This window comes from Microcoleus sp. Aus8_D2 (assembly GCF_036702665.1).
Taxonomy (GTDB): Bacteria; Cyanobacteriota; Cyanobacteriia; order Cyanobacteriales; family Microcoleaceae; genus Microcoleus.
In genome coordinates, this window is sequence record NZ_JAUBUN010000010.1 from 1 (window position 1) to 20,064 (window position 20,064).

At 47.0% G+C, this 20,064-nt stretch carries 16 protein-coding genes; 7 read left to right on the forward strand and 9 right to left on the reverse strand.

What is annotated here, in order from left to right; genetic code table 11:
* Positions 1-294: 294 nt before the first annotated feature.
* The 3 genes from QUB64_RS10195 to purL form a co-directional block, all read right to left on the reverse strand.
* Positions 295-1,380: a DUF3474 domain-containing protein gene (locus QUB64_RS10195; RefSeq protein WP_333265596.1), complete on the reverse strand. Its 1,086-nt coding sequence runs from the start codon at positions 1,378-1,380 to the stop codon at positions 295-297.
* Positions 1,381-2,431: 1,051 nt separating this feature from the next.
* Positions 2,432-3,898, reverse strand: coding sequence for an amidophosphoribosyltransferase (gene purF, locus QUB64_RS10200; RefSeq protein ID WP_333265594.1), 1,467 nt, complete (start codon positions 3,896-3,898; stop codon positions 2,432-2,434).
* A gap of 245 nt (positions 3,899-4,143) precedes the next feature.
* Entirely contained in the window at positions 4,144-6,633 is a 2,490-nt protein-coding gene (gene purL, locus QUB64_RS10205; RefSeq protein ID WP_333265592.1) for a phosphoribosylformylglycinamidine synthase subunit PurL, read from the reverse strand.
* A gap of 553 nt (positions 6,634-7,186) precedes the next feature.
* Between purL and QUB64_RS10210 the strand changes: the two genes are divergently transcribed.
* On the forward strand, positions 7,187-7,792 hold the full coding sequence (locus QUB64_RS10210) for a pentapeptide repeat-containing protein (RefSeq protein ID WP_333265590.1): 606 nt from the start codon (positions 7,187-7,189) through the stop codon (positions 7,790-7,792).
* Positions 7,793-7,801: 9 nt separating this feature from the next.
* Here the strand turns inward: QUB64_RS10210 and QUB64_RS10215 are convergent, their stop codons facing one another.
* Positions 7,802-8,428, reverse strand: coding sequence for a Uma2 family endonuclease (locus QUB64_RS10215; protein WP_333265588.1), 627 nt, complete (start codon positions 8,426-8,428; stop codon positions 7,802-7,804).
* A 68-nt stretch (positions 8,429-8,496) separates the two neighbouring features.
* Between QUB64_RS10215 and QUB64_RS10220 the strand changes: the two genes are divergently transcribed.
* Together QUB64_RS10220 and QUB64_RS10225 are read left to right on the forward strand one after the other, a co-directional pair.
* Positions 8,497-9,594, forward strand: a complete 1,098-nt coding sequence (locus QUB64_RS10220; RefSeq protein WP_333265586.1) for a flagellar assembly protein H — start codon at positions 8,497-8,499, stop codon at positions 9,592-9,594.
* A 260-nt stretch (positions 9,595-9,854) separates the two neighbouring features.
* On the forward strand, positions 9,855-11,585 hold the full coding sequence (locus QUB64_RS10225; RefSeq protein ID WP_333265584.1) for a DUF3352 domain-containing protein: 1,731 nt from the start codon (positions 9,855-9,857) through the stop codon (positions 11,583-11,585).
* Positions 11,586-11,693: 108 nt separating this feature from the next.
* Here QUB64_RS10225 and mrdA read toward each other — a convergent pair whose 3' ends face one another.
* Positions 11,694-13,505 (reverse strand): penicillin-binding protein 2, encoded by a 1,812-nt coding sequence (mrdA, locus tag QUB64_RS10230; protein WP_442921646.1) that lies wholly within the window; start codon positions 13,503-13,505, stop codon positions 11,694-11,696.
* Positions 13,506-13,700: 195 nt separating this feature from the next.
* Complete coding sequence (locus tag QUB64_RS10235; RefSeq protein WP_333265579.1) at positions 13,701-13,862, reverse strand: hypothetical protein; 162 nt, start codon at positions 13,860-13,862, stop codon at positions 13,701-13,703.
* 226 nt (positions 13,863-14,088) lie between these two features.
* Between QUB64_RS10235 and QUB64_RS10240 the strand changes: the two genes are divergently transcribed.
* Together QUB64_RS10240 and cysE are read left to right on the forward strand one after the other, a co-directional pair.
* Positions 14,089-14,571 (forward strand): hypothetical protein, encoded by a 483-nt coding sequence (locus QUB64_RS10240; RefSeq protein ID WP_333265577.1) that lies wholly within the window; start codon positions 14,089-14,091, stop codon positions 14,569-14,571.
* A gap of 180 nt (positions 14,572-14,751) precedes the next feature.
* Entirely contained in the window at positions 14,752-15,549 is a 798-nt protein-coding gene (gene cysE, locus QUB64_RS10245; RefSeq protein ID WP_333265575.1) for a serine O-acetyltransferase, read from the forward strand.
* Between the two features lie 296 nt (positions 15,550-15,845).
* Here the strand turns inward: cysE and QUB64_RS10250 are convergent, their stop codons facing one another.
* Positions 15,846-16,427: an Npun_F5749 family FMN-dependent PPOX-type flavoprotein gene (locus QUB64_RS10250; RefSeq protein ID WP_333265573.1), complete on the reverse strand. Its 582-nt coding sequence runs from the start codon at positions 16,425-16,427 to the stop codon at positions 15,846-15,848.
* A gap of 256 nt (positions 16,428-16,683) precedes the next feature.
* On the opposite strand from QUB64_RS10250, the gene QUB64_RS10255 reads away from it, so the two are divergent.
* Together QUB64_RS10255 and QUB64_RS10260 are read left to right on the forward strand one after the other, a co-directional pair.
* Positions 16,684-17,802, forward strand: a complete 1,119-nt coding sequence (locus tag QUB64_RS10255; protein ID WP_333265570.1) for a tocopherol cyclase family protein — start codon at positions 16,684-16,686, stop codon at positions 17,800-17,802.
* Between the two features lie 250 nt (positions 17,803-18,052).
* Positions 18,053-18,550 carry a biphenyl 2,3-dioxygenase gene (locus QUB64_RS10260; RefSeq protein WP_333265568.1) on the forward strand — a complete coding sequence of 166 codons (498 nt, stop codon included), beginning with the start codon at positions 18,053-18,055 and terminating at the stop codon, positions 18,548-18,550.
* A 6-nt stretch (positions 18,551-18,556) separates the two neighbouring features.
* Here QUB64_RS10260 and QUB64_RS10265 read toward each other — a convergent pair whose 3' ends face one another.
* Complete coding sequence (locus QUB64_RS10265) at positions 18,557-19,462, reverse strand: ATP-grasp domain-containing protein (RefSeq protein WP_333265566.1); 906 nt, start codon at positions 19,460-19,462, stop codon at positions 18,557-18,559.
* Positions 19,463-19,787: 325 nt separating this feature from the next.
* On the reverse strand, positions 19,788-20,064 hold a 277-nt coding region (locus QUB64_RS10270), incomplete at its 5' end, for a hypothetical protein (RefSeq protein WP_333394046.1).

A 20,064-nucleotide genomic window follows, 5' to 3' on the forward strand; every position in this document is an offset into this window, starting at 1 on the left:
AGTCCTTCTTTTCCAGAGGACTAAAGTCCTCACTACGAACCGCAATCAATTTGGTTCGTAGTGAGGACTTTAGTCCTTCTTTTCCAGAGGACTAAAGTCCTCACTACGAACCGCAATCAATTTGGTTCGTAGTGAGGACTTTAGTCCTCTAGCTTTTTATGAGGACTAAAGTCCTCACTACGAACCAGATTTCGGTTATTTTACGGGACATATTAAATTTTAGCGCGCCCAAAAATGAAAACCCCGGCTTCTTTAAGAAGCCGGGTTTTTAGGTATTCTATTGTTGATTAGAAGTTACTTAACTTCAGCAGATTTCCGAGAGTTAGGCGATTCGTAGTAAACTCCAGAACCTGTATCGGAAACAAAGTGACAATCCCAGTAAGAGCGAATAAAGCTCTTCCAAATTGGATCGGTTGATTTGCGATAATAATCACCCAACAATGGCTTGATGGCTTCTGTGGCTTCCTTCAAGTGATAGTGCGGCATTGTCGAGAAAATGTGGTGGGCGACGTGAGTACCGATATCGTGATGGATCGAGTTGATGATTCCATAATCGCGATCGATCGTAGATAGCGCACCTTTGAGGAAATACCAGTCATCTCCGCGATACCAGGGAATATCGGCTTCTGTGTGGTGCAGGAATGTTACCAAATCCAGCCACATTACGAAGATTACGTAGGGAACTAGGTAGAACTTCAGTAAAAACAGCCAACCAAATTGATAGGTTAACGCGCCTAAAAAGGCTACCATCAATACCAAGGATGCGGAACTCGTCAATACGTCCGCTTTTTCGGAAGGACGGAAAATCGGGCTACCGGGCATGAAGTGAGAACCTACCCGATCGGGCGATCGCCGAAACAGGTAAATTGGATAGGCAAATAACATCAAATAAAAGCGTCCCAGCTTCTCGTACCAGGGCATTTGATTGTATTTGCTCTCCGACACGGGATACCAGCTTTCATCGTTATCCAAGCTACCTGTATTGGCGTGGTGGGTTCTGTGGCTGATCCGCCAACCGTGGAATGGTACGAGAATTGGTGCGTGAGAGAGGTGTCCGATCAGGTTGTTGAGCCATTTGCTCTTAGAAAATGAACCGTGCCCGCAGTCGTGCCCGACTACAAACAATGCCCAAAACATGGTTCCCTGCATCAACCAAAAAATTGGGTAAAATAACCAGGAATCGAGGCTGTAGGCGATCGCATATAAACCTGCGATAATCCCCAGATCCAAAAAGAAATAAGCTAGAGATCTCCAAGCCGAGGGTTCAAAACAATGGGCTGGAATGGCTGCTTTGACATCAGCAAGAGTAAAAGGTAACTCTTTTGTACGAGAGGATGAGCCTTTATCGCTCGGCGGATTGATAACAGTGTTTGATTGCACGAAGTTTCCGATTTAAGCTGACTTGAGAAACCGCATTCCGCCTTTTAACAGTCAATCGATTTTAGATTTTAGACTTCGACTTCGCTCAGTCGAACGATTTTAGATTTTAGATTTATTGCAGAGATGAATCTGCGGCTTAAACTAAATATCTAAATTTTTTGGCTGCTCGTGACACAAGTCGAGGGCTTGTATCCCTGTGCGGGTGAGGTAATCTTTTGCCCGCGAGGAGCCATATTCTTACTTTGCAAGGGTTTCTAAAGTTATTTAGTTCGCATGAATAGCCCGCCCGCAATTCTCAAGCAACTGAGCTTGGGGAATACTTATGTGGCAAAAATTTGTGCGATCGACCCTGTTATCTAAAAAAATCTCTTGTACCCGTTGTTGGTGCGAAATGCGACTTCAATTTGAGATCGCATTTCTGGAGGAAATATCTCCAGTTCGCAGGTAGCATACAGCATTTCGAGCAGAAATTGTCAACTAATTTGTAGGTTGAGGCGATCTATTTGAGATTTGAGATTTGAGATTTGAGATTTTTCTCGAATCCCAAACCTCCAATCGGATTCTTGGGTTTCACGCAAGTTATACCCCAATATACTTGGGTTAACACTGTTTATTGCCCGGAGATCCCCCTAAATCCCCCTTAAGAAGGGGGACTTTGATAAGATTCTTGTCCCCCCCTTGGGAAGGGGGGTTAGGGGGGATCTATCTTAACCCAAGCGTATTGAGTTCTACCCAACCGATCGCTCGCTACAGTTCACAAATTCTGCAAGATTTGCTAGAGCTCTCGTTAATTTAACATTTCTACACACACTCTGGCAATGACTTACCAGAAAAATTTGAAAATCCTTAAATCGCGAAAACTGACCAACCAAAAAAACAAAGACAAGCGCCCGACAATCGTCGCAGACAGATCGAAATTTTAGACTCAAGTTCAATCTCCCAGATTCATCTGAAGACTAAATCTAAAATCTAAAATCGTTCGACTGAGCGAAGTCGAAGTCTAAAATCTAAAATCGACGCTCCTGTCGATCGCGCGATGCTGTGGTATTTTCTAGGTGGTAGCCTTTTCTAATAAGAGCTTCGCCCGTTTTACCATTGCCGGAATCTCGATCGGATAATCGCCGGTGAAACACGCCGAACAAAAACTTTTCGTGTCTTCGTTAGTCGCGCTCAGCATTCCTTCCCGGCTCAAGAAAGCCAAGGAATCGGTTCCAATTTGAGCGCCGATTTCGGCGACGGACTTGGTAGCAGCAATCAACTGATCTTGATTGTCGGTATCGATACCGTAAAAACAAGGATGAGTCACCGGGGGCGAAGAAATTCTCATGTGAACTTCGGTTGCGCCCGCATCCCGCAAGGCTTTGACAATTTTGCGGCTGGTAGTCCCGCGGACGATGGAATCGTCGATAATAATTACCCGCTTTCCTTCCAACACATCTTTGAGAGGGTTGAGTTTCATGCGGATTCCTGACTCGCGCATTGTCTGAGTCGGTTGAATAAAAGTGCGTCCGACGTAGCGATTTTTAATCAATCCTTCGGCGTAAGGAATGCCGGAAGCTTGAGAAAAGCCGATCGCCGCTGGGATTCCAGAATCGGGAACACCGATGACGATATCAGCATCAATCGGAGATTCGACTGCCAACCTCCGCCCGAGTCGCAGTCGGTAGGTATATAAATTTTCACCTTCCATAATGCTGTCTGGTCGAGCAAAATAGATCATTTCAAAGATGCAAAGTTTGCGTTTTTGCTGCTGGCTCCAGTGGAAGGAAGCCATACCTTCTTCTGTAATCCAAACCAATTCCCCCGGTTCTACATCCCGCAAAAATTCTGCCCCGATAATATCTAATCCGCAAGTTTCCGATGCTAAAACGTATCGTACCGGAGTTGTGGGGAGAGTGCCAATTACCAGCGGGCGGACGCCGTGGGGGTCGCGGACTCCCATAACACCTTTTGGGGTGGCGATCGTCAAACTAAAGGCTCCTTGGCACATACCAAAGGCACTGATCGCAGCTTCTAACCAATCTTTCCCCTGGTCTACTTCCCAACCGATCGCCACTGCGATCGCCTCTGAATCCGTCGTACTGACAAACTCGCAATTGCGAGACAGCAACTCTTCCCGCAATTCTTTAGTATTGACAAGATTTCCGTTATGTGCTAGTGCAAGACTTCCCAAACGGGTTGGAACGACCACAGGTTGAGCGTTGACAACCCGCGACGAACCCGTAGTAGAGTAGCGAGTGTGGCCTACGGCTAAGTTACCGGGTAAGTGACCTAAACTCGATTCGTTGAAGACTTGTGAAACCAGTCCCATATCCTTATGTAGGTGGACTGTTTCACCCTCAAAGGTGGCAATTCCGGCTGATTCCTGACCCCGGTGCTGCAACGCATACAAACCGAAGTAGGTCAACTTGGCGACATCTTCACCCGGTGCGTAGATACCAAAAACGCCACAAGCTTCCTCGGGCTTGTCGGGTTTGCTAGAATGCTCGTCAGCCTCGAAGGAATGGTTGGGAATCATAGATGGGTTGGCTCGTAATTAGGGATGGTATGTGAGCGGGACAAGTTCACCGGTGGGTTCTGTTCGGGAAGATGTCGCATAACTTAACATTTTCTTAATATTGCCACGAATCAGGCCTCCTATTTTAGATTTTAGATTTTAGATTTACTCGCCTCGATCTGGGGATTAAACTTTGGTCTAAAATTTCGATCTCTCAACTACTGTAAAGTTGGAGGGCTGGTATCCGTGGCAACTGGTGGAGGATTTCAGACAGAAGCGATGCGGCGTTCAATGGCATTGTAGTATCGATCGCCCAGCTCTGTGATATTAACCTCGATTAACGGCAGATTATCGGTAGTAAAAACCCGCAAAGATGATTCGGTACTCCCAACTAAGCCAATTTTCTGCCACTTGGCGGCCAAATTATCCTGCAAGTAGGATGTCCAAGCAGCCTCGTTAGCCGGACTTACCGAAACTAAAATGCAGTTACCCATTTCGCCAAACAATAATTCATCCGAACGCTGAGACTGCTGGTTTGGGTACAGGTGGATTGCGGCACCCAGTTTAGCAGAAATGCAGGATTCCGCTAGGGCGATCGCAATTCCTCCCTCGGCGCAATCGTGAGCAGAGCGTACCCAACCGCTGCGAATGCCATCCCGACAAGCTTTTTGCACTTGTCTTTCTAACTCAAAATCGATAATTGGAGGCTTACCCGCGATCGTACCGTGAACGGCGGCCAAATATTCCGAACCGCCCAAAGTCGGAGAAGTTTGCACATCAGAATTTTCCGACGATCCGCCAATTCCCAACAGATAAATTAAATCCCCTTCTTTTTGCCAAGCTTGGCCGCAAATCTTCGTCAAATCCGGAATCAAACCCACCATTCCGATTACCGGAGTCGGATAAATTGGTTGGGGATTTCCCTCAGCATCAACCGTTTCATTGTAAAGAGAAACATTACCGCCAGTCACCGGAGTTCCCAACTCGCGACAAGCATCAGCAATCCCGCGACAAGCCGACGCTAACTGCCAATATCCCACAGGCTTTTCCGGACTGCCAAAATTGAGATTATCAGTAACAGCAAGAGGTTCAGCACCAACACAACTCAAATTTCTCGCCGCTTCCGCAACTACCGCTTTTGCACCTTCATAAGGGTCGAGATAAACATAACGAGAATTGCAGTCAACCGTTGCAGCAACTGCGGGAATAACCCCCCCCGGCCCCCCCTTAGCAAGGGGGGGAGAAATTTCGGGAGTTTTTCTACCTTGTCCCTTGGAAAATAAGGGAATAGCTGCATCTGCTTCTACTATTTCTTGAGCTTCGGAGACAGCAGCGACCGTTGAGGACTTATCCTTAATAATGGAAGTTTCTGGCGATCGCAATCTGACAACAGCAGCATCCGCACCGCCTGGTAAAAGCACAGTATTGTTCTGCACTTGATGGTCGTATTGGCGATAAACCCAGCGTTTAGAAGCGATGGTGGGAGTATCTAAAAGGGTCAGCAAAATCTGATTCCAAGTTTGGAAATTACCTTGAACTTCGATACCCGCTGCGGTGCATTCCGGCAACTTATCCGCCGTCCATTCCCAGGCTTTTTTAGCATATTCTGGCGCTTCTGTCAACAATTCGCGGTGATAAATTGGCGTGTTATCTGCCAAAGCTGTCGCGGTAATTTCGGCAGCAATTTCGCCTTTAAACAGAATTCGGACGATCGGCTCTGCGATCACTGTCCCCGCAACTACAGCGTGCAATCCCCAGCGGTGAAAAATATCAATTAATTCCTGTTCCCGTCCTTTATGTGCCACGAATAGCATCCGTTCTTGGGATTCCGAAAGCAGGTATTCGTAGGGAACCATACCGCTTTCTCGAACCGGAACTTTATCTAAATCAAATTCAATCCCGACACCACCTTTGGCTGCCATTTCCGATGTCGAACAGGTAATCCCGGCCGCGCCCATATCTTGGGCTGCGACGACTGCACCAGTTTTGAATGCTTCCAAACAAGCTTCAATTAGAGACTTCTCTAAAAACGGATCTCCTACTTGAACGGCTGGGCGATCGTCCATCGATTTGTCAGTCAATTCTGCACTAGCAAAACTCGCTCCTCCCATGCCATCTCTGCCAGTAGTTGAACCGACATAAAGCACCGGATTTCCGATTCCCGAGGCGCCAGATTTAACAATTTCTTGAGTTTCCATTAAACCCAAAGCCATGACATTAACTAGCGGGTTTTCGGAATAAGCAGGATCGAAATAAACTTCGCCGCCAACTGTGGGTACGCCGATACAATTGCCGTAGTGACTAATTCCCGAAACTACACCTTTGAACAATCTCTGAGTTTTGCTATCATCTAAATTGCCAAAACGCAGGGAATTCAAAAGTGCGATCGGGCGAGCACCCATTGTAAAGATATCGCGGAGAATCCCACCGACACCAGTTGCTGCGCCTTGGAAAGGTTCCACTGCTGACGGGTGATTGTGGGATTCAATTTTGAAAGCAAGTTGTAAGCCATCTCCCAAGTCTACGACACCAGCATTTTCTCCAGGGCCGACCAGAATGCGAGATCCCTCTGTGGGAAACTGTTTTAATAGCGGCCGCGAATTTTTGTAGCAGCAGTGTTCGCTCCACATCACGCCGAACATTCCCAATTCAGCCTTATTGGGATGGCGGCCGAGGCGCTGAACTATTTCTTCGTATTCTTCGGGTTTGAGTCTTTCGGCGGCAATTTGTTCGGGAGAAAATGGGAGGTTTGACATAATAATTGCGATGTTTTGTAGGTAGATTTTACATCCCGATTAGGGATTTTTTTGATCGGGAATTAAGCATCAAGATCCAAGAAACCGGGTTTTTTATGGAATCTGAGGGTGGGAGGGAAGTATTTTCTCCAAAAACCCGGTTTCTGACTGCCCGTGGGTTAGTCCTGTTAATGCTAATTTGTAGGAGGAGGATTTTGTTGATAACAGCGTTCAGATTTTAAGTTTGATTAGGAATTGAGGGGGCTGGATTGTTGTCAACTTCAGGTCAAAGGTAGTACGAGTTTTTGGTCGCTCCGGTTAACTCCTAGGACGCGATCGATTATACAGGCAAATTGAGAACTTACCAAATATCCGATAATAATTGACATATATCTTGTTTTCTGCTATAGCAACCGCGCCCGACGGTTAAAATGTTTTTAATTCCTCAAACCCTTGTCGAAGATTCCCTCGAACCTCGAACCTCGAACCTCTTCCTTCGTGTCCTTCGCGTCTTCGCGGTTCTTCCTTCCCTATTCCCTATTCCCTATTCCCTATTCCCTATTCCCGATTCCTTATGACTCAACCTCAAAATCTCAATTTTGCCAACCAAAACTTGCGCAACCGTTCATTTAAAGGGCTAGACTTATCAGGGGCGAACTTCAGCGGTTGCGACATTCGAGGCTGCAATTTCACCGGGGCGATTTTGAGGGGGGCAAATTTTCAGGGCGTCAGAACCGGACAAAGCCGCCGCCGAGTAAAACAATTGATTGCTAGGGCTGGCGTAACAGCGGTGATAGTGACGGCTGCTGGGGCTTTGATTGGACTGATTGGCGGGGTGGATGCGGGGGCTGTGGCTGTGGCGGGAACTGCTGCGACGGCGATTGCTGCGACTCGGGGCGAGGCGGGAATTGTGGCTGGGGCTGTGGCTGGGGCTGCTGCTGCGATCGGGGCTAACGGTATTGTGACATTTTTGGGCGGGGATACTCTGAGGGGAATTGTTTTATTTTTGGTTTCTGGGGTAATTCTGGGGTTAACTGCGATCGGCTTTTTTATCGCAGTTGAAGAAATCGAAAAATTGTCGGTAACGTCGTTTAGAAAAGCTGATTTGACTGGTGCTGTATTCGATCCGGGGGCGGTTCTCGATGCCGATTTTTCCGATGCGCGAGGCTTGCCGTGGTAAGCTGCACAATTATTGATTCCTCACCCATTCCCGGAATTCTCGCACTGCTGCGGTTGCGCCTGTCGTTTGAGTGCGATCGATAAATTCGTCAACTTTTGCAGTCGGCAAAATTGGGAAAGCCAGGGAAAAATTGCACTCCGCATATTCGCCATTTTGCAATCGATAAAACTTGATGCTTCGTCCGTCGTAGCCCCAGATTTCCGGCACGCCTAAATCTGCATATAAATCGAATTGATTTAAGGAACTGCTGGTAATATCAATTTCCAGTCCTAAATCGGGCGGCGGATCTTGAGCAAAGTCCAATTTTGTTCTCCCTCTGACCAGTGCTTCATTCTGGATATAATAGCATGAATCTGGTTCTTTTCCTGCTGATTTTTTACGTTTCTTAATAGTCATCGAGCCAAAAGGGTTGTACTCAAGATTGAGTTCTTCGATGAGAGTGACAATTAGGCGATCGATCAGTCTGTTGCGATTTTCATGTTCCGGTAGCGGCACCATAATTTCTAATTGACCTTGATGATAAGCAATTCTGGTGGAACGTTTGTTTCCCAGTTCCACGAGCAGGTTTTCATATAATTTCCAACTGATATTCGGCAGTAAAACTCTTTGTTCGGGTGGCGTTGATATTGTTAACATTTTATTGGAATTTGTATTTATTACTTTTTTTGTTGCTAAAATAGCATGGAGTGCAAAACATTGACTTTATGACTAAGTTCCCCCACGACCAGTTTGCTAAAGAATACCTTCAAGAGTTATTGTCGCCTCTGGGAGAAGTAGAAACGAGCAAAGATGTCACCGCTGAAGTCAGAGAAATTGATGTCTGGTTTCAACCAACTTCTTTTGATGCCGAATACGTCCACAGTTTAGGTTTATTAGGTCAGATGGCTGCAACTGTAGCTGTGATTGAGCCGTTTCGCAATCCGGTTAATACTGAGGGAATCTTCAGTTGTGTGGTAAAACTATTAAATAGCAGGGCAAAACTGGGGCGGCAGACTAATCGAGAAGACCAGCGTTTAGAAGAAAGACAATTGCCGAGGTTGTGGATTTTAACTCCCACTGCTTCGGAACTTTTACTGGACAGTTTTGGTTTTCTGGTTCCCGAAGAGTCAGAGGGCTGGGGGAAAGGAGTTTATTTTTTAACTGAGGTTTGGAGAGTCGGACTAATCGCCATTCACCAGCTACCGAGAAGTCCGGAGACTATGTGGTTGCGGATGTTGGGCCGCGGGCGGGTACAGCAGCAGGCGATCGCAGAATTAAGTGCATTGCCTGTGGATAATCCGCTCCGAACTAACGCGCTACAATTATTGTACATCTTGCAGGCAAATTTGCAAGCGAATACACCACCTATTCCCGCAGGGGATGATGAAGATCAGGAGTTAGTTATGGCGATCGCACCTCTTTTTCAACAACATTTAGAAGCTGCAAAACAACAAGGTCAGGAAGAAGGCCAGCGGATGATTTTGGAGAGTTTTTTGCAAGTCAGATTTGGGGAGTTAGACCCGCGAACTCTCACATTGCTCCTCCCGATATCGGCTTTACCTGTTGCCGAATTTACTGTGCTGCTAGTGCAATTATCTACTCTGCCTGCGGGACAATACGAACACCAACAAGTGCAAAAATTGCTGGCAGAAAGTATTTTGAAAAAATATTTTCCTCAGTCGGATAGGTTAGCAGAAATCTCGGCTAGCATCATCCCTAATCTGCTGGCATTGTCTCCGGAAGATTTATCATCGCTGTTGGCAGAATTGCCTCAATTATCGCTGGAAGAACTGACGGCTAGATTGGCACAATCATCGACTTAGAAACAAAATAAACTGACGGGAAATTGCCTGTCAATATTGGGGCGGATTATCACAGATACCGCCTCTAAATTTTGGAGATGTCAATAGCTACGGTCATGCGCTACTGTGGTTAAGCAGGACTTGCGCCTTTCGGATTCCTAGAAACCGGGTTTTTACCTCATTTGCGGGCTGCGACGAAGGACGATCGCGAAAAACCCGGTTTCTGACAACGCTTGCGTAAGTCCTATCAATCATAAACTGCGATCGTTAGTCCTTGTTGTATGAAGCTGCGCTCGTTCTTTTCTTTCCTTATTGCTGGCGTCTTGGCACTCTTAGCCTTGAGTGCAGGCGGTTTTTACTGGCTGTCAACCAAAACTCCCCTGAATTTGCTCGCGGGCGGCCCGACAACTACTCCGGCTGCGGCTGTGTTTGTCTCGAAACAATCACCTGTGTTAGTTTCAATGCTGGTAAATCCCGATCGCCTCGAAGCATTGCGACAAATCTTTGCCTCTCCTGAAGAAAGAAGCCGATCGCACGCTGAATTCGAGCAAATCAAAAAAAGCCTCCTCGCCAATACTGGCCTGGATTACAGTCGCGATATCCAACCTTGGATAGGTGACGAAATTACCCTCGCCGCAACTAATCCAGATTTCGATCGCGATCGCAGCAACGGCAAACAAACCGGGTTTCTGCTGGCTGTTTCCTCCCAAAATGGCGATCGCAGCCAAAAATTTCTTACCTCCTACTGGCAAAAACAATCTCGCCTGGAGAAAACTGTGCAGTCGGAACTATATAAAGGTATCAAAATATATTATAAAGAATCACCAACAACCAACCCAAAAAAGAATTCGTTTTCGCCTTTCAACCCGCTTTCTCTGCCGAATTCAGCTTTGCCACCCAGCTTCGCGACGGCGGAAATTCGTAGCAGTTCCGATTCAGTAAATAACAGTTTTGTTTTATTTGCCAACAGTCCGAACGTGCTGCGAGATGCAATTAATAATCTGGAAGCAGCCAACCTAAATCTCAACAATAGTCCTAACTATCAAAAAGCTTTGCAGCAGCTAACTCAAGGCAGAATAGCTTTAGGATTTGTCAATCTCCCGCAGCCAGCAACCGAGCAAAATCCCCCAGTTTCCCCTAATTCCCTCGCAGTTGCTGTCGGAGTCAACCGCCGCGGATTGCTGGCTCAAACTGCTTTAGTCACATCGCGATCGAACACAGCTTCTCCAACACTGTCGGAACCAGTCAAAGCCTTGCAATACATTCCCTCAGACAGCCCTTTTGCCGTCGCCAGCAGCGATTTAAGGAATTTTTGGGCTGATTTGTCATCGGCGGTGTCAGCTAACCCAGAAGTGTCAAAATTAGCCGCTCGCGCGATCGCAGATCTTCAGCAAAATTGGGGCGTCAATTTGCCGCAGGATATATTTAACTGGGTACAAGGAGAATACGCTTTAGCAGTGGTTCCGAGTTCGTCAAACACTCCCGACTGGATTTTTGCCGCTGAGAAATCAGCAGATTCCCAACAGGCGATCGACAAACTCGATGAAATTGCCCGCAGCAAAGAATACAGTATCGGCAGCTTCACTCTCAGAAACCAAAAAATTACTGCTTGGACGCAGTTGACAACGAGTCCGAATTATGGTAATGAAAATAATAGAAAAAGTGCGCTCGAAACCGAGGTAAAAGGAGTTCGAGCTACTGTCGGCAAATACGAAATTTTCACCACTTCCGTAGAAGCAATGGATGCAGCGCTCAAAGCAGCCGAAACAGGCTCTTTAGTCGCAAATCAAGACTTTCAAACCAGCATCGAACCGCTACCGCCAGCTAACGACGGCTATTTTTATTTAGACTGGCCCTCCAGCAGAGCAATTTGGGAAAAACAAATCCCGCTGTTGAGGTTAATTGAACTTTCGGCGAGACCATTTTTCGACCACTTGCGATCGCTCACTGTCACCAGTACGGGAGAAATAACAGGAATTCGCAAAGCCACAATATTTATGCGGCTCAATTAGTCATCAATCCAATTCCGTGTACCCGCAATCTGTAAAGGTTCGTAGTGAGGACTTTAGTCCTTCCTCTTAAAATTTAGAGGACTAAAGTCCGAACGATCAAACCTAGGACTACTCAGGGTTGACAGGCTTTTTCGGTGTCCCAAAATAAGCTTGAAACACCTCTTTGGCGATCGGGGCCGCGGCCATAGAACCAAAACCGCCATTTTCCACAACCACGGCGATCGCAATTTCCGGCTTGTCAGCAGGCCCGAATGCCACATACAGCGAGTGATCCTTCTGTCCGATCACCTCCGAAGTCCCTGTTTTGCCCGCCGTCAGTGGAATTGAACCGTCATTGAGCCCCTGTCCCGTACCGTCGGTAACTACTGCCACGAGTCCCTCCTTAATCACGTTAACTGTCGAAGGTTTCATCCCCGTAGGCACCGGTTTCGTCTCAGGCTTGCCAGTCAGAGAAGTCAAAAGATGCGGCTTGACGCGATTACCACCATTGGCGATCGAACTTACCATCACCGCCGCCTCCAAAGGAGTAACCAACACGAACCCCTGACCGATCGACATCGTTACCGTATCGCCAGCATACCAAGGTTCTTTGTAGATTTTTTCCTTTTCCGCCGGAGTCGGCATTTGACCGTGATCGCCGCCGCCTAGGCCCAAAAGCTTCAAATCCGTATCCTTGCCAATGCCCAAGCGGTGTCCCCACTTAGCAATTTCCTCCGGCCCCGCACTCATCCCGATTTGATAAAAAAACGTATTGCTGCTGAAAGCCAAGGCATCCCGAAAGCCGATGTTCCCGTAACCGCCGCTGTGTTCGTTAAAATCAATTCCCCCCACAGTAATGTAAGACGAAGTACCCACAATTGAGTCTGCCGAAAACTTGCCCGACTCCATGCCGGCTACGGAAGTCACAATTTTAAAAGTGCTGCCGGGGGGATAGCCTTGCATGGCCCGATTCAAAAATGGATTTTCCAAGTCTTGAAGAGTTGCCCACTCATCCTTAGTGATTTTTCGCGTAAACAGATTGGGGTCAAAAGTCGGGTGGCTAGCCAGAACTAATACCCCGCCGGTTTTCACATCCAGCGCCACTACTGCTCCCCGCCGGTTCCCCAGGGCTGTTTCGGCTGCTTTTTGCATGGACAAGTCTATGGTTAGCTTCACCGCCTCACCCGGTTTGGGGGGTGTCTCTCCCATCAGCCGCAATTCTTGATTTTGGGCATTTACCTCGATGAGCCGATCGCCCCAAACTCCCGCAATCTCCTGATTAGAACTCGCTTCTACGCCCATCTGACCGACAATCATCCCCATCGGATATTCCGGGTGAGCCTTCAAATCTTCTGCGGTAGCTTCGCCAATATACCCGAGAACGTGAGCCGCCACACTGCCTTCGGGATAGTACCGACTCGCTTCTGGCCGCACTTCCACTCCCCGCATTTGTCCCACCTGTTCTGCTAGCGGCACAAACACATCTGGTGGCATCGCTTGCTTGAGGCGCACCGGTCTGTAGGATAGAGGATCGACCTGTTTGATTTTTTGTAAAATTTCTTTGGCCGGGATTTTCAGCAGCGGACTCAACTTTTCTGCTGTTACTTTCCACTCTTCCGGCGTTTGTTCTTTCGGCCATACATATACCGAGCGAGCTAAATTGTTTGCCGCTAGCAGCTTGCCTTTGCGATCGACAATGTGTCCGCGATTCGCCGGCATTGGCACTAGGCGAACGCGATTGTTTTCGGCTCGTTCCCGGTTTTGCTTGCCTTGTACCAGTTGCAATTCCACCAGCCGGCTAGCGTGCAGGCCCAGCAAACCGGTTGCTACTAGCATTAACACGATCGCCCGGTGTATCGGACGCGACTGTTTCTTATGAGTTTCCCCTAGGGTTTTGTCATTCGAGCGAAATCCAGAAAGCGCAGAAATTTCTCGTTGCATCATTACTACTATAGGTAGATGTTAAATTCTAGATTTTAGATACCTGATTCTCAATTGTGCAGTATATAGCATCAAACCGCGGGCGATCCAATAGCTGCAAGCTTCGTCCGTCAGCCATTGACCGTTGGGCAAAGCGGAATGATTGATCGTGGGCTTTTGACTAATAACTAATAACTGATGACCTATCGCTGCTAGCTAATCGCCCAAACACCAAGAAATAGCCAGCAAAATCAAGGTCAGGCTCAGCCAATTAGGTAGGTGGAGCCAGCCGGATAGACCCATAGGCAACAATACCAAAACCTGTGTCAATAGGGAACCGATCGCCAACAGCAAAGCCAGCATTATCAAATTGAGCATCTTGACACCGTAGAATTTCGGATATGAGTCTCGGGCGTGTGGCAGAACTCGGAGTGGCACGAGCAAGGGCGATCGCACAGGTGTTGTCCTGATAGAAATAAGGAACAGAAGCCTGAAGGTTTTGAACTAATTTAAAAATTATTCTTCCTCCAGAAATTCAAATTCATGGGGCTGCGATGGGTAAATTCTGAGTTGTGATTTTAAGTTGTGACAGAGGAGTATTGCCATGTTGTTTAATCCGCGATCCCATTTCAAAAACGGTGCGCTCTTGGCTGCGATCGGCGCGATCGCCGCCCTACCAGTTTTAGCAGAAACAACCAATTTCGGCACATTAACTTTATCGCGAGGTTTTGGGTACCCAACAGCAGTTTTGAGAGGTTCCACAGGCGGATCGTACTCTCTATCTGCCATTGCCAACGCCGATCGCCACAAAAACAAATGTTTAGGTTTTGCCACCCCAACTCCCGACCACATCATACTCTTGCAGCAAAACTTTTCCCAACTCACAATCCAACTCAACAGCCGAGGGAAGGACACCACCTTACTCGTACAAGGCCCCGATCGCACGGTGCGCTGCGGAGACAATGCAGGTCAGAATAAAGATGGTGGCATAGTTGATTCAGACTGGCAAGCAGGCTCTTACAAGATTTGGGTCGGCACTCTCGAACCCGGAGTCAAGTCTAACTATACGATCGCAGTACAAGAATAGAACGCAGTGGCACTGTGGGATGGGGACGATCGAATATCCTCAAATTCTCCGCCCATCTCCCCATCTCCCACTCCCCCAATCTCCCACTCCCCCGATCGACCGATCCGCCGCTAACTTCCCCCGTCGAGTAAAATGTAAGATCTAAAGTGCCGTGTTTAACCAAAATTGGTAACTCCGAAAGTGCTAAAGACTCTTAGAGCTGACTTCAGTATAATTTTCGATCGCGACCCTGCCGCTCGCAACTGGCTGGAAGTGTTGTTTTGTTACCCAGGTCTTCAGGCCCTAGTGCTGCACCGCCTCGCACACTGGCTTTACGTACTGGGCCTTCCCTTCATTCCCCGCTTAATTTCCCACATTGCTCGCTTTTTGACCGGCATTGAAATTCACCCCGGGGCAACGATCGGCAAAAGCGTCTTCATCGACCACGGTATGGGGGTTGTAATCGGCGAAACAGCGATCGTCGGCGATTTTGCCCTAATTTACCAAGGCGTCACCCTCGGCGGCACAGGCAAAGAAAGCGGCAAACGTCACCCTACCGTCGGCGAAAATGTAGTTGTCGGTGCCGGCGCCAAGGTACTCGGCAACCTGCTAATTGGCAACAACGTTCGCATCGGCGCCGGTTCCGTCGTCCTGCGCGACGTACCATCTGACTGTACCGTTGTAGGGATTCCCGGCCGCATTGTTTATCGATCGGGAGTGCGCGTCAATCCCCTAGAACACGGCAGTTTGCCGGATTCGGAAGCTGCGGTAATTCGCTCTTTAGTCGATCGTATCGAGTCCCTCGAACAGCAAATAAAAACTTTGCAGAGTCAACCATCTGCCTCCTTAACTTCTGTTCCCAATTCCCATTCAGCATTCCCAACTTTCAATCAAAGCAGTCATGTAGCTGTAGCTGAAAAAACCCAATTAGCTGTTGCTACCACTTGTCAGTTAAAAGATAAAGCAATTCAAGAATTTTTCGACGGCACCGGCATCTGATACCATTTTTGCATTGGAGCATTGAAGATTTTCGATTAAAGAATCGATAATTGAATTGAATTGCATTCATTCACTCACTCTCCCATCAGGAAACTATCTGCGTCGCTCTGTGTTTATCTGCCTGGAATCGGCGGTTAATTTATAAATCAAAAAAATAGGTAATTCAAGTCTAATCACTTACTACATAAGAGTTTGGGAGACTGACTGACAGTTACAGTTACATTTTTTTGTAAAAGTGGTATTAATTTAAAATTTAAAATTTAAAATACCACTCTCTGTTTTTAATTTTTAATTTTTCACGGATTGACCGATCGCACAAACCAATTGCCATCTCCGTCGCGCCCGTAAAGCGATCGGTTCTGCGGTTCCCCCCGCAACTCCAAAAAATCCACCGTTTCCGGTTCCAACAGCAGCAAGCAAAAATTAGGCAGTGGCTCGATCGCATCTGGGGAATCACAATCAAAAGCAGTAGCCTCTGCCTTGTCTTCCCCCGGCTGGGGCCAAGCAAACTGCACCCGCGCCCCCTCAGAAAGCTCCTGCCAAGCTGTGCGGCGCGACGAGCACAACTCTGAATCTGGACAATCTGCCCCTACCAAAACTAGCTTTCCAGCAATCCGAAATTGTTCGCGAGTTTTAGGGAAATACCAGCAAATCTCCCCCCAAGGATAGAGATTAATTTCCTCTGCCTTTTGACTGCGAATATCTGTAATAAACTTTAACTGGTTGGTGTTTTCCAAAAAGCCTCGAAACACCACAGTGCGGTTGGCAGGACGCCCGTCAGGACGAACCGTTGCTAGTTGCAAGTAGCGGGCATAAGCAAGACTGCGGTTGCGGTGGAGCGATCGCGCTAAGGGAGCTCGCCAAAGTGCTAAAGACATAATTAATATCCTATTATATTGGTAATTGGCAATCGGTAATCGGTAATTCACTGCTCCTGCTTGTTTCTTATCCCTAATGACCACTAATATCATGTCCGCTCGGATAACCACAATCAGATTGGTTTGTAGTGAGGACTTTAGTCCGCATCCATCTGAGGACTAAAGTCCTCACTACAAACATTTTTTATTTTAGGTAATTGACCGGACATGGTATGACTAATGACCAATAAATCTCCTTTCTTATATTAGTAATTTTATGTCAAATTCACCCTCAAAAATCAAAACCATTGAAACTCCCCACAGCGGCTACCACTGGGACAGCAGTTCCCGGCGCTTTTTTGAAGGCTGGTACTACCGAATAACATTACCAATTCACGGACAATCCTTTGCCTTCATGTATTCCATCGAAGACCCCAGAGGCGGTCAACCTTACAGCGGCGGTGCCGCCCAAATTCTCGGCCCAAAAGATAGCTATTTGTGCCGCACCTTCCCCGATGTAAATAAGTTTTGGGCGCACCGAGACACCTTAGGTTTAGGACATTGGGGCAAAACAGACTTACAAATTCAACCAGAATATTTAGAACCGCCAATATTCGACAGCCGCGTCGAAGAAGGCTATCAAGCTACTGCTACTTTTAATCAAGGTTATCTGCACGATCCAGGAAGCGGCAGCCACTGTTTTTGGCAGTACGAAATTCAACCTGTTTACGGTTGGGGAAACTCTGACGAACTTCAGAAATCCACGGCGGGAATGCTATCTTTTCTGCCCGTATTTGAGCCGGGATGGCAAATTTTAATGGCTCACGGTTTAGCCACGGGCTGGATCGATTGGAACGGCGAACGCTACGAATTTAAAGATGCTCCAGCTTACAGCGAAAAAAACTGGGGCGGTGCTTTTCCGCAAAAGTGGTTTTGGATTAATTGCAATTGTTTTCAAGGCGAAAGCGATTTAGCTTTAACTGCTGGTGGCGGCAGGCGTGGCGTGCTGTGGTGGATGGAATCGGTGGCAATGATTGGCCTCCATTACCGAGGCAAATTCGTAGAATTTGTGCCTTGGAATTCCCAAGTTACTTGGCATATTGAACCTTGGGGAAGCTGGAAAATGCGGGCGAGAAACAGTCAGTTTGAAGTTGAGTTAATTGGTACTACAAACAGTGCTGGTACCTATGTCCGAACTCCTACAGCAAAGGGGCTGGCTTTTTGCTGCCGGGATACGACGCACGGCGAATTGCGCTTGCAACTGCGAGAATTGTTGGGGGGAAATGTTGAAAAAAATGGCAAGCAGCGTTCTAAAATTATCTTAGAGGCTCAAAGTTCTTTGGCCGGTTTGGAAGTTGGGGGCGGGCCCTGGGATGAAGTTTGGCGATCGAATTAAGTTATTAGTCAGCAGTCATTAGTCAGCACTCATCTTATGCCCCGTAAATTACCAGTAACAAAAACAGTTTGTAGTGAGGACTTTAGTCCGCATAATTCAGAGGACTAAAGTCCTCACTACGAACCAATTTTGTTACAGTTTGTAGTGAGGACTTTAGTGTGCATAATTCAGAGGACTAAAGTCCTCACTACGAACCAATTTTGTTACGGTTCCCTCGGAGACGAGATCAGTTAACATTAGCAGAACAGCCATGATGAATTTACTCGGTTTGCAATTATGCAAATTCTACCGCAGCCAGCGGTTACAACAAACTCTGAAGGTGATTTTGGGGCTAATTTTATGTTTCGGCACAATCTTGATGCCGGCGACAATTGCCAATGCTGGAGATTTGTCTCGCCAACCAGTCACAGAAATTACTGTTAGTTTGGGTAACGAAACTGGAGAACTTAAGTTTTTTCCCAATCTGCTAGAATTTGAATCGGGAAAACGCTATAAATTAGTGCTGAAAAATCCCAGTTCGCAGAAACATTATTTTACTGCTAAAAACTTTGCTGATGCCAGTTGGACTCAAAAAGTTGAAGCTGGTAATGTGGAAATTAAAGGAGGTATTCACGAACTGGAACTTAAACCTGGGGCTGTAGCCGAATGGGTGTTCGTGCCGGTCAAATCGGGAACCTACAACCTGCGCTGTACCGTAGCCGGACATACAGAGGCGGGGATGATTGGCAAAATTGCGATCGCCTCTTAAGGCCACTTAATACATTAAGAGCTTGACCAATTCTTGTGTAATAGGAAAACCAGTCTGACGCTCAAAATGTATAAACATCGGACTAGGATTTGCTTCTAAAAATACATACTCACCCGTTGGCTTGACACGCCAATCAATCGCAGTCCAGTCTAGCATAAATGCCTTTGATATTGCCAAACATTGTTTGTGAACTGCTTCTGGCAAATCTATCGGAATTAGCTCGGCCTCCAAATCTTCCCGAAAGTCCAACGCCGGACTCCGAATTTCGGCAGTATACACTGATTCACCAATCACATAACTGCGAATGTTTGTCCCAGGAATATACTCTTGGATTGTGACGGGAGAAATACTCAAAGCCATGTTCAGCCGATTAAGTTCTAAATGCGCCTCTGTCACCAACTTGGTATGAGCACCACCATAAACAGGCTTGAAAATTACTTTTTGGTGAGCTTTGACAAATTCCCTAACTTCCTCTGCATCGTTACTGATTAAAGTTGCAGGAATCGTCACACCTATTTGTTTGGCCTTACTCAGTTGTAGGGGTTTTTCTTTGTGAAATTGGTATGCCGGCCAGGAATTGATCCAGCGAGTGCGACCAGCTTGCATTAGCGATCGCACTGTACTCATTGAATCATTAAATGCGACCTGCTGTTGGTTAAAATCTTTTACAGGTGGAACGGAAACACCCGAGAAATTGCGCCAAAATACACTGTGAATATCTTCGAGATTCAAGCGACGACCGGACGGTAGCGTCAAGCATCCTAGCTGGGTGTCAGGGCGCCAAGACAGGCGTAACTGTTTCGGAAACAAGCTGGTATCCAAATAATCTACTACTGCACCGGCTTGGGTGAGAGCATTCTTGATATGAGCAGCATGAGCATCTGAAGCATCGCCCAAAATTAAAATGTTCATGGCCAACCTGAGAATTCAATATGTGGTCAATCGACGAATAAAATTCGTTTGATCGTGAGGACTTTAGTCCTCATCTGAGGACTAAAGTCCTCACTACAAACCTTCTTGGTAATTTATGGAGATGATATTTTTACAATAAACCCGGTTTTTTGTGTAAGTGATAAATATGAAAAGTGGCAGCACTTGTTAGGAGAGTGTTGCAACTTTTTTGAAGAGCAAAAAAGCATCAAATGAGGCTCTAGCTTGGAAAGTCCCATCACAGAAACGCTCTGAATAGTTCAGGACTTGGGCAAAATCTCTAAAAGTGTCAGCACTAATGAGATTATTAATAAATGGGGCCTCCTCCACATTCAAACCAAGCCTTAGTGTAAGGGCCTCCACCCTCTTCACCTAGAGCCATAGTGGTCATCGGAGGGTCAATGGGCATAGGTTTGGGAGGATGTTCTCCTGTTTCACTTCCCGGACATGGAGCAGAGATACACACAATCCCGCCACCTTCTTCACCCACACGCATAGTGGTGGCCATAAGTCCACCGCCAACTTGGGCTGCTTGTTCATCAGTTAGCTGCTCTTCAAAATCCAAATCCATTGCTTCGAGGTCG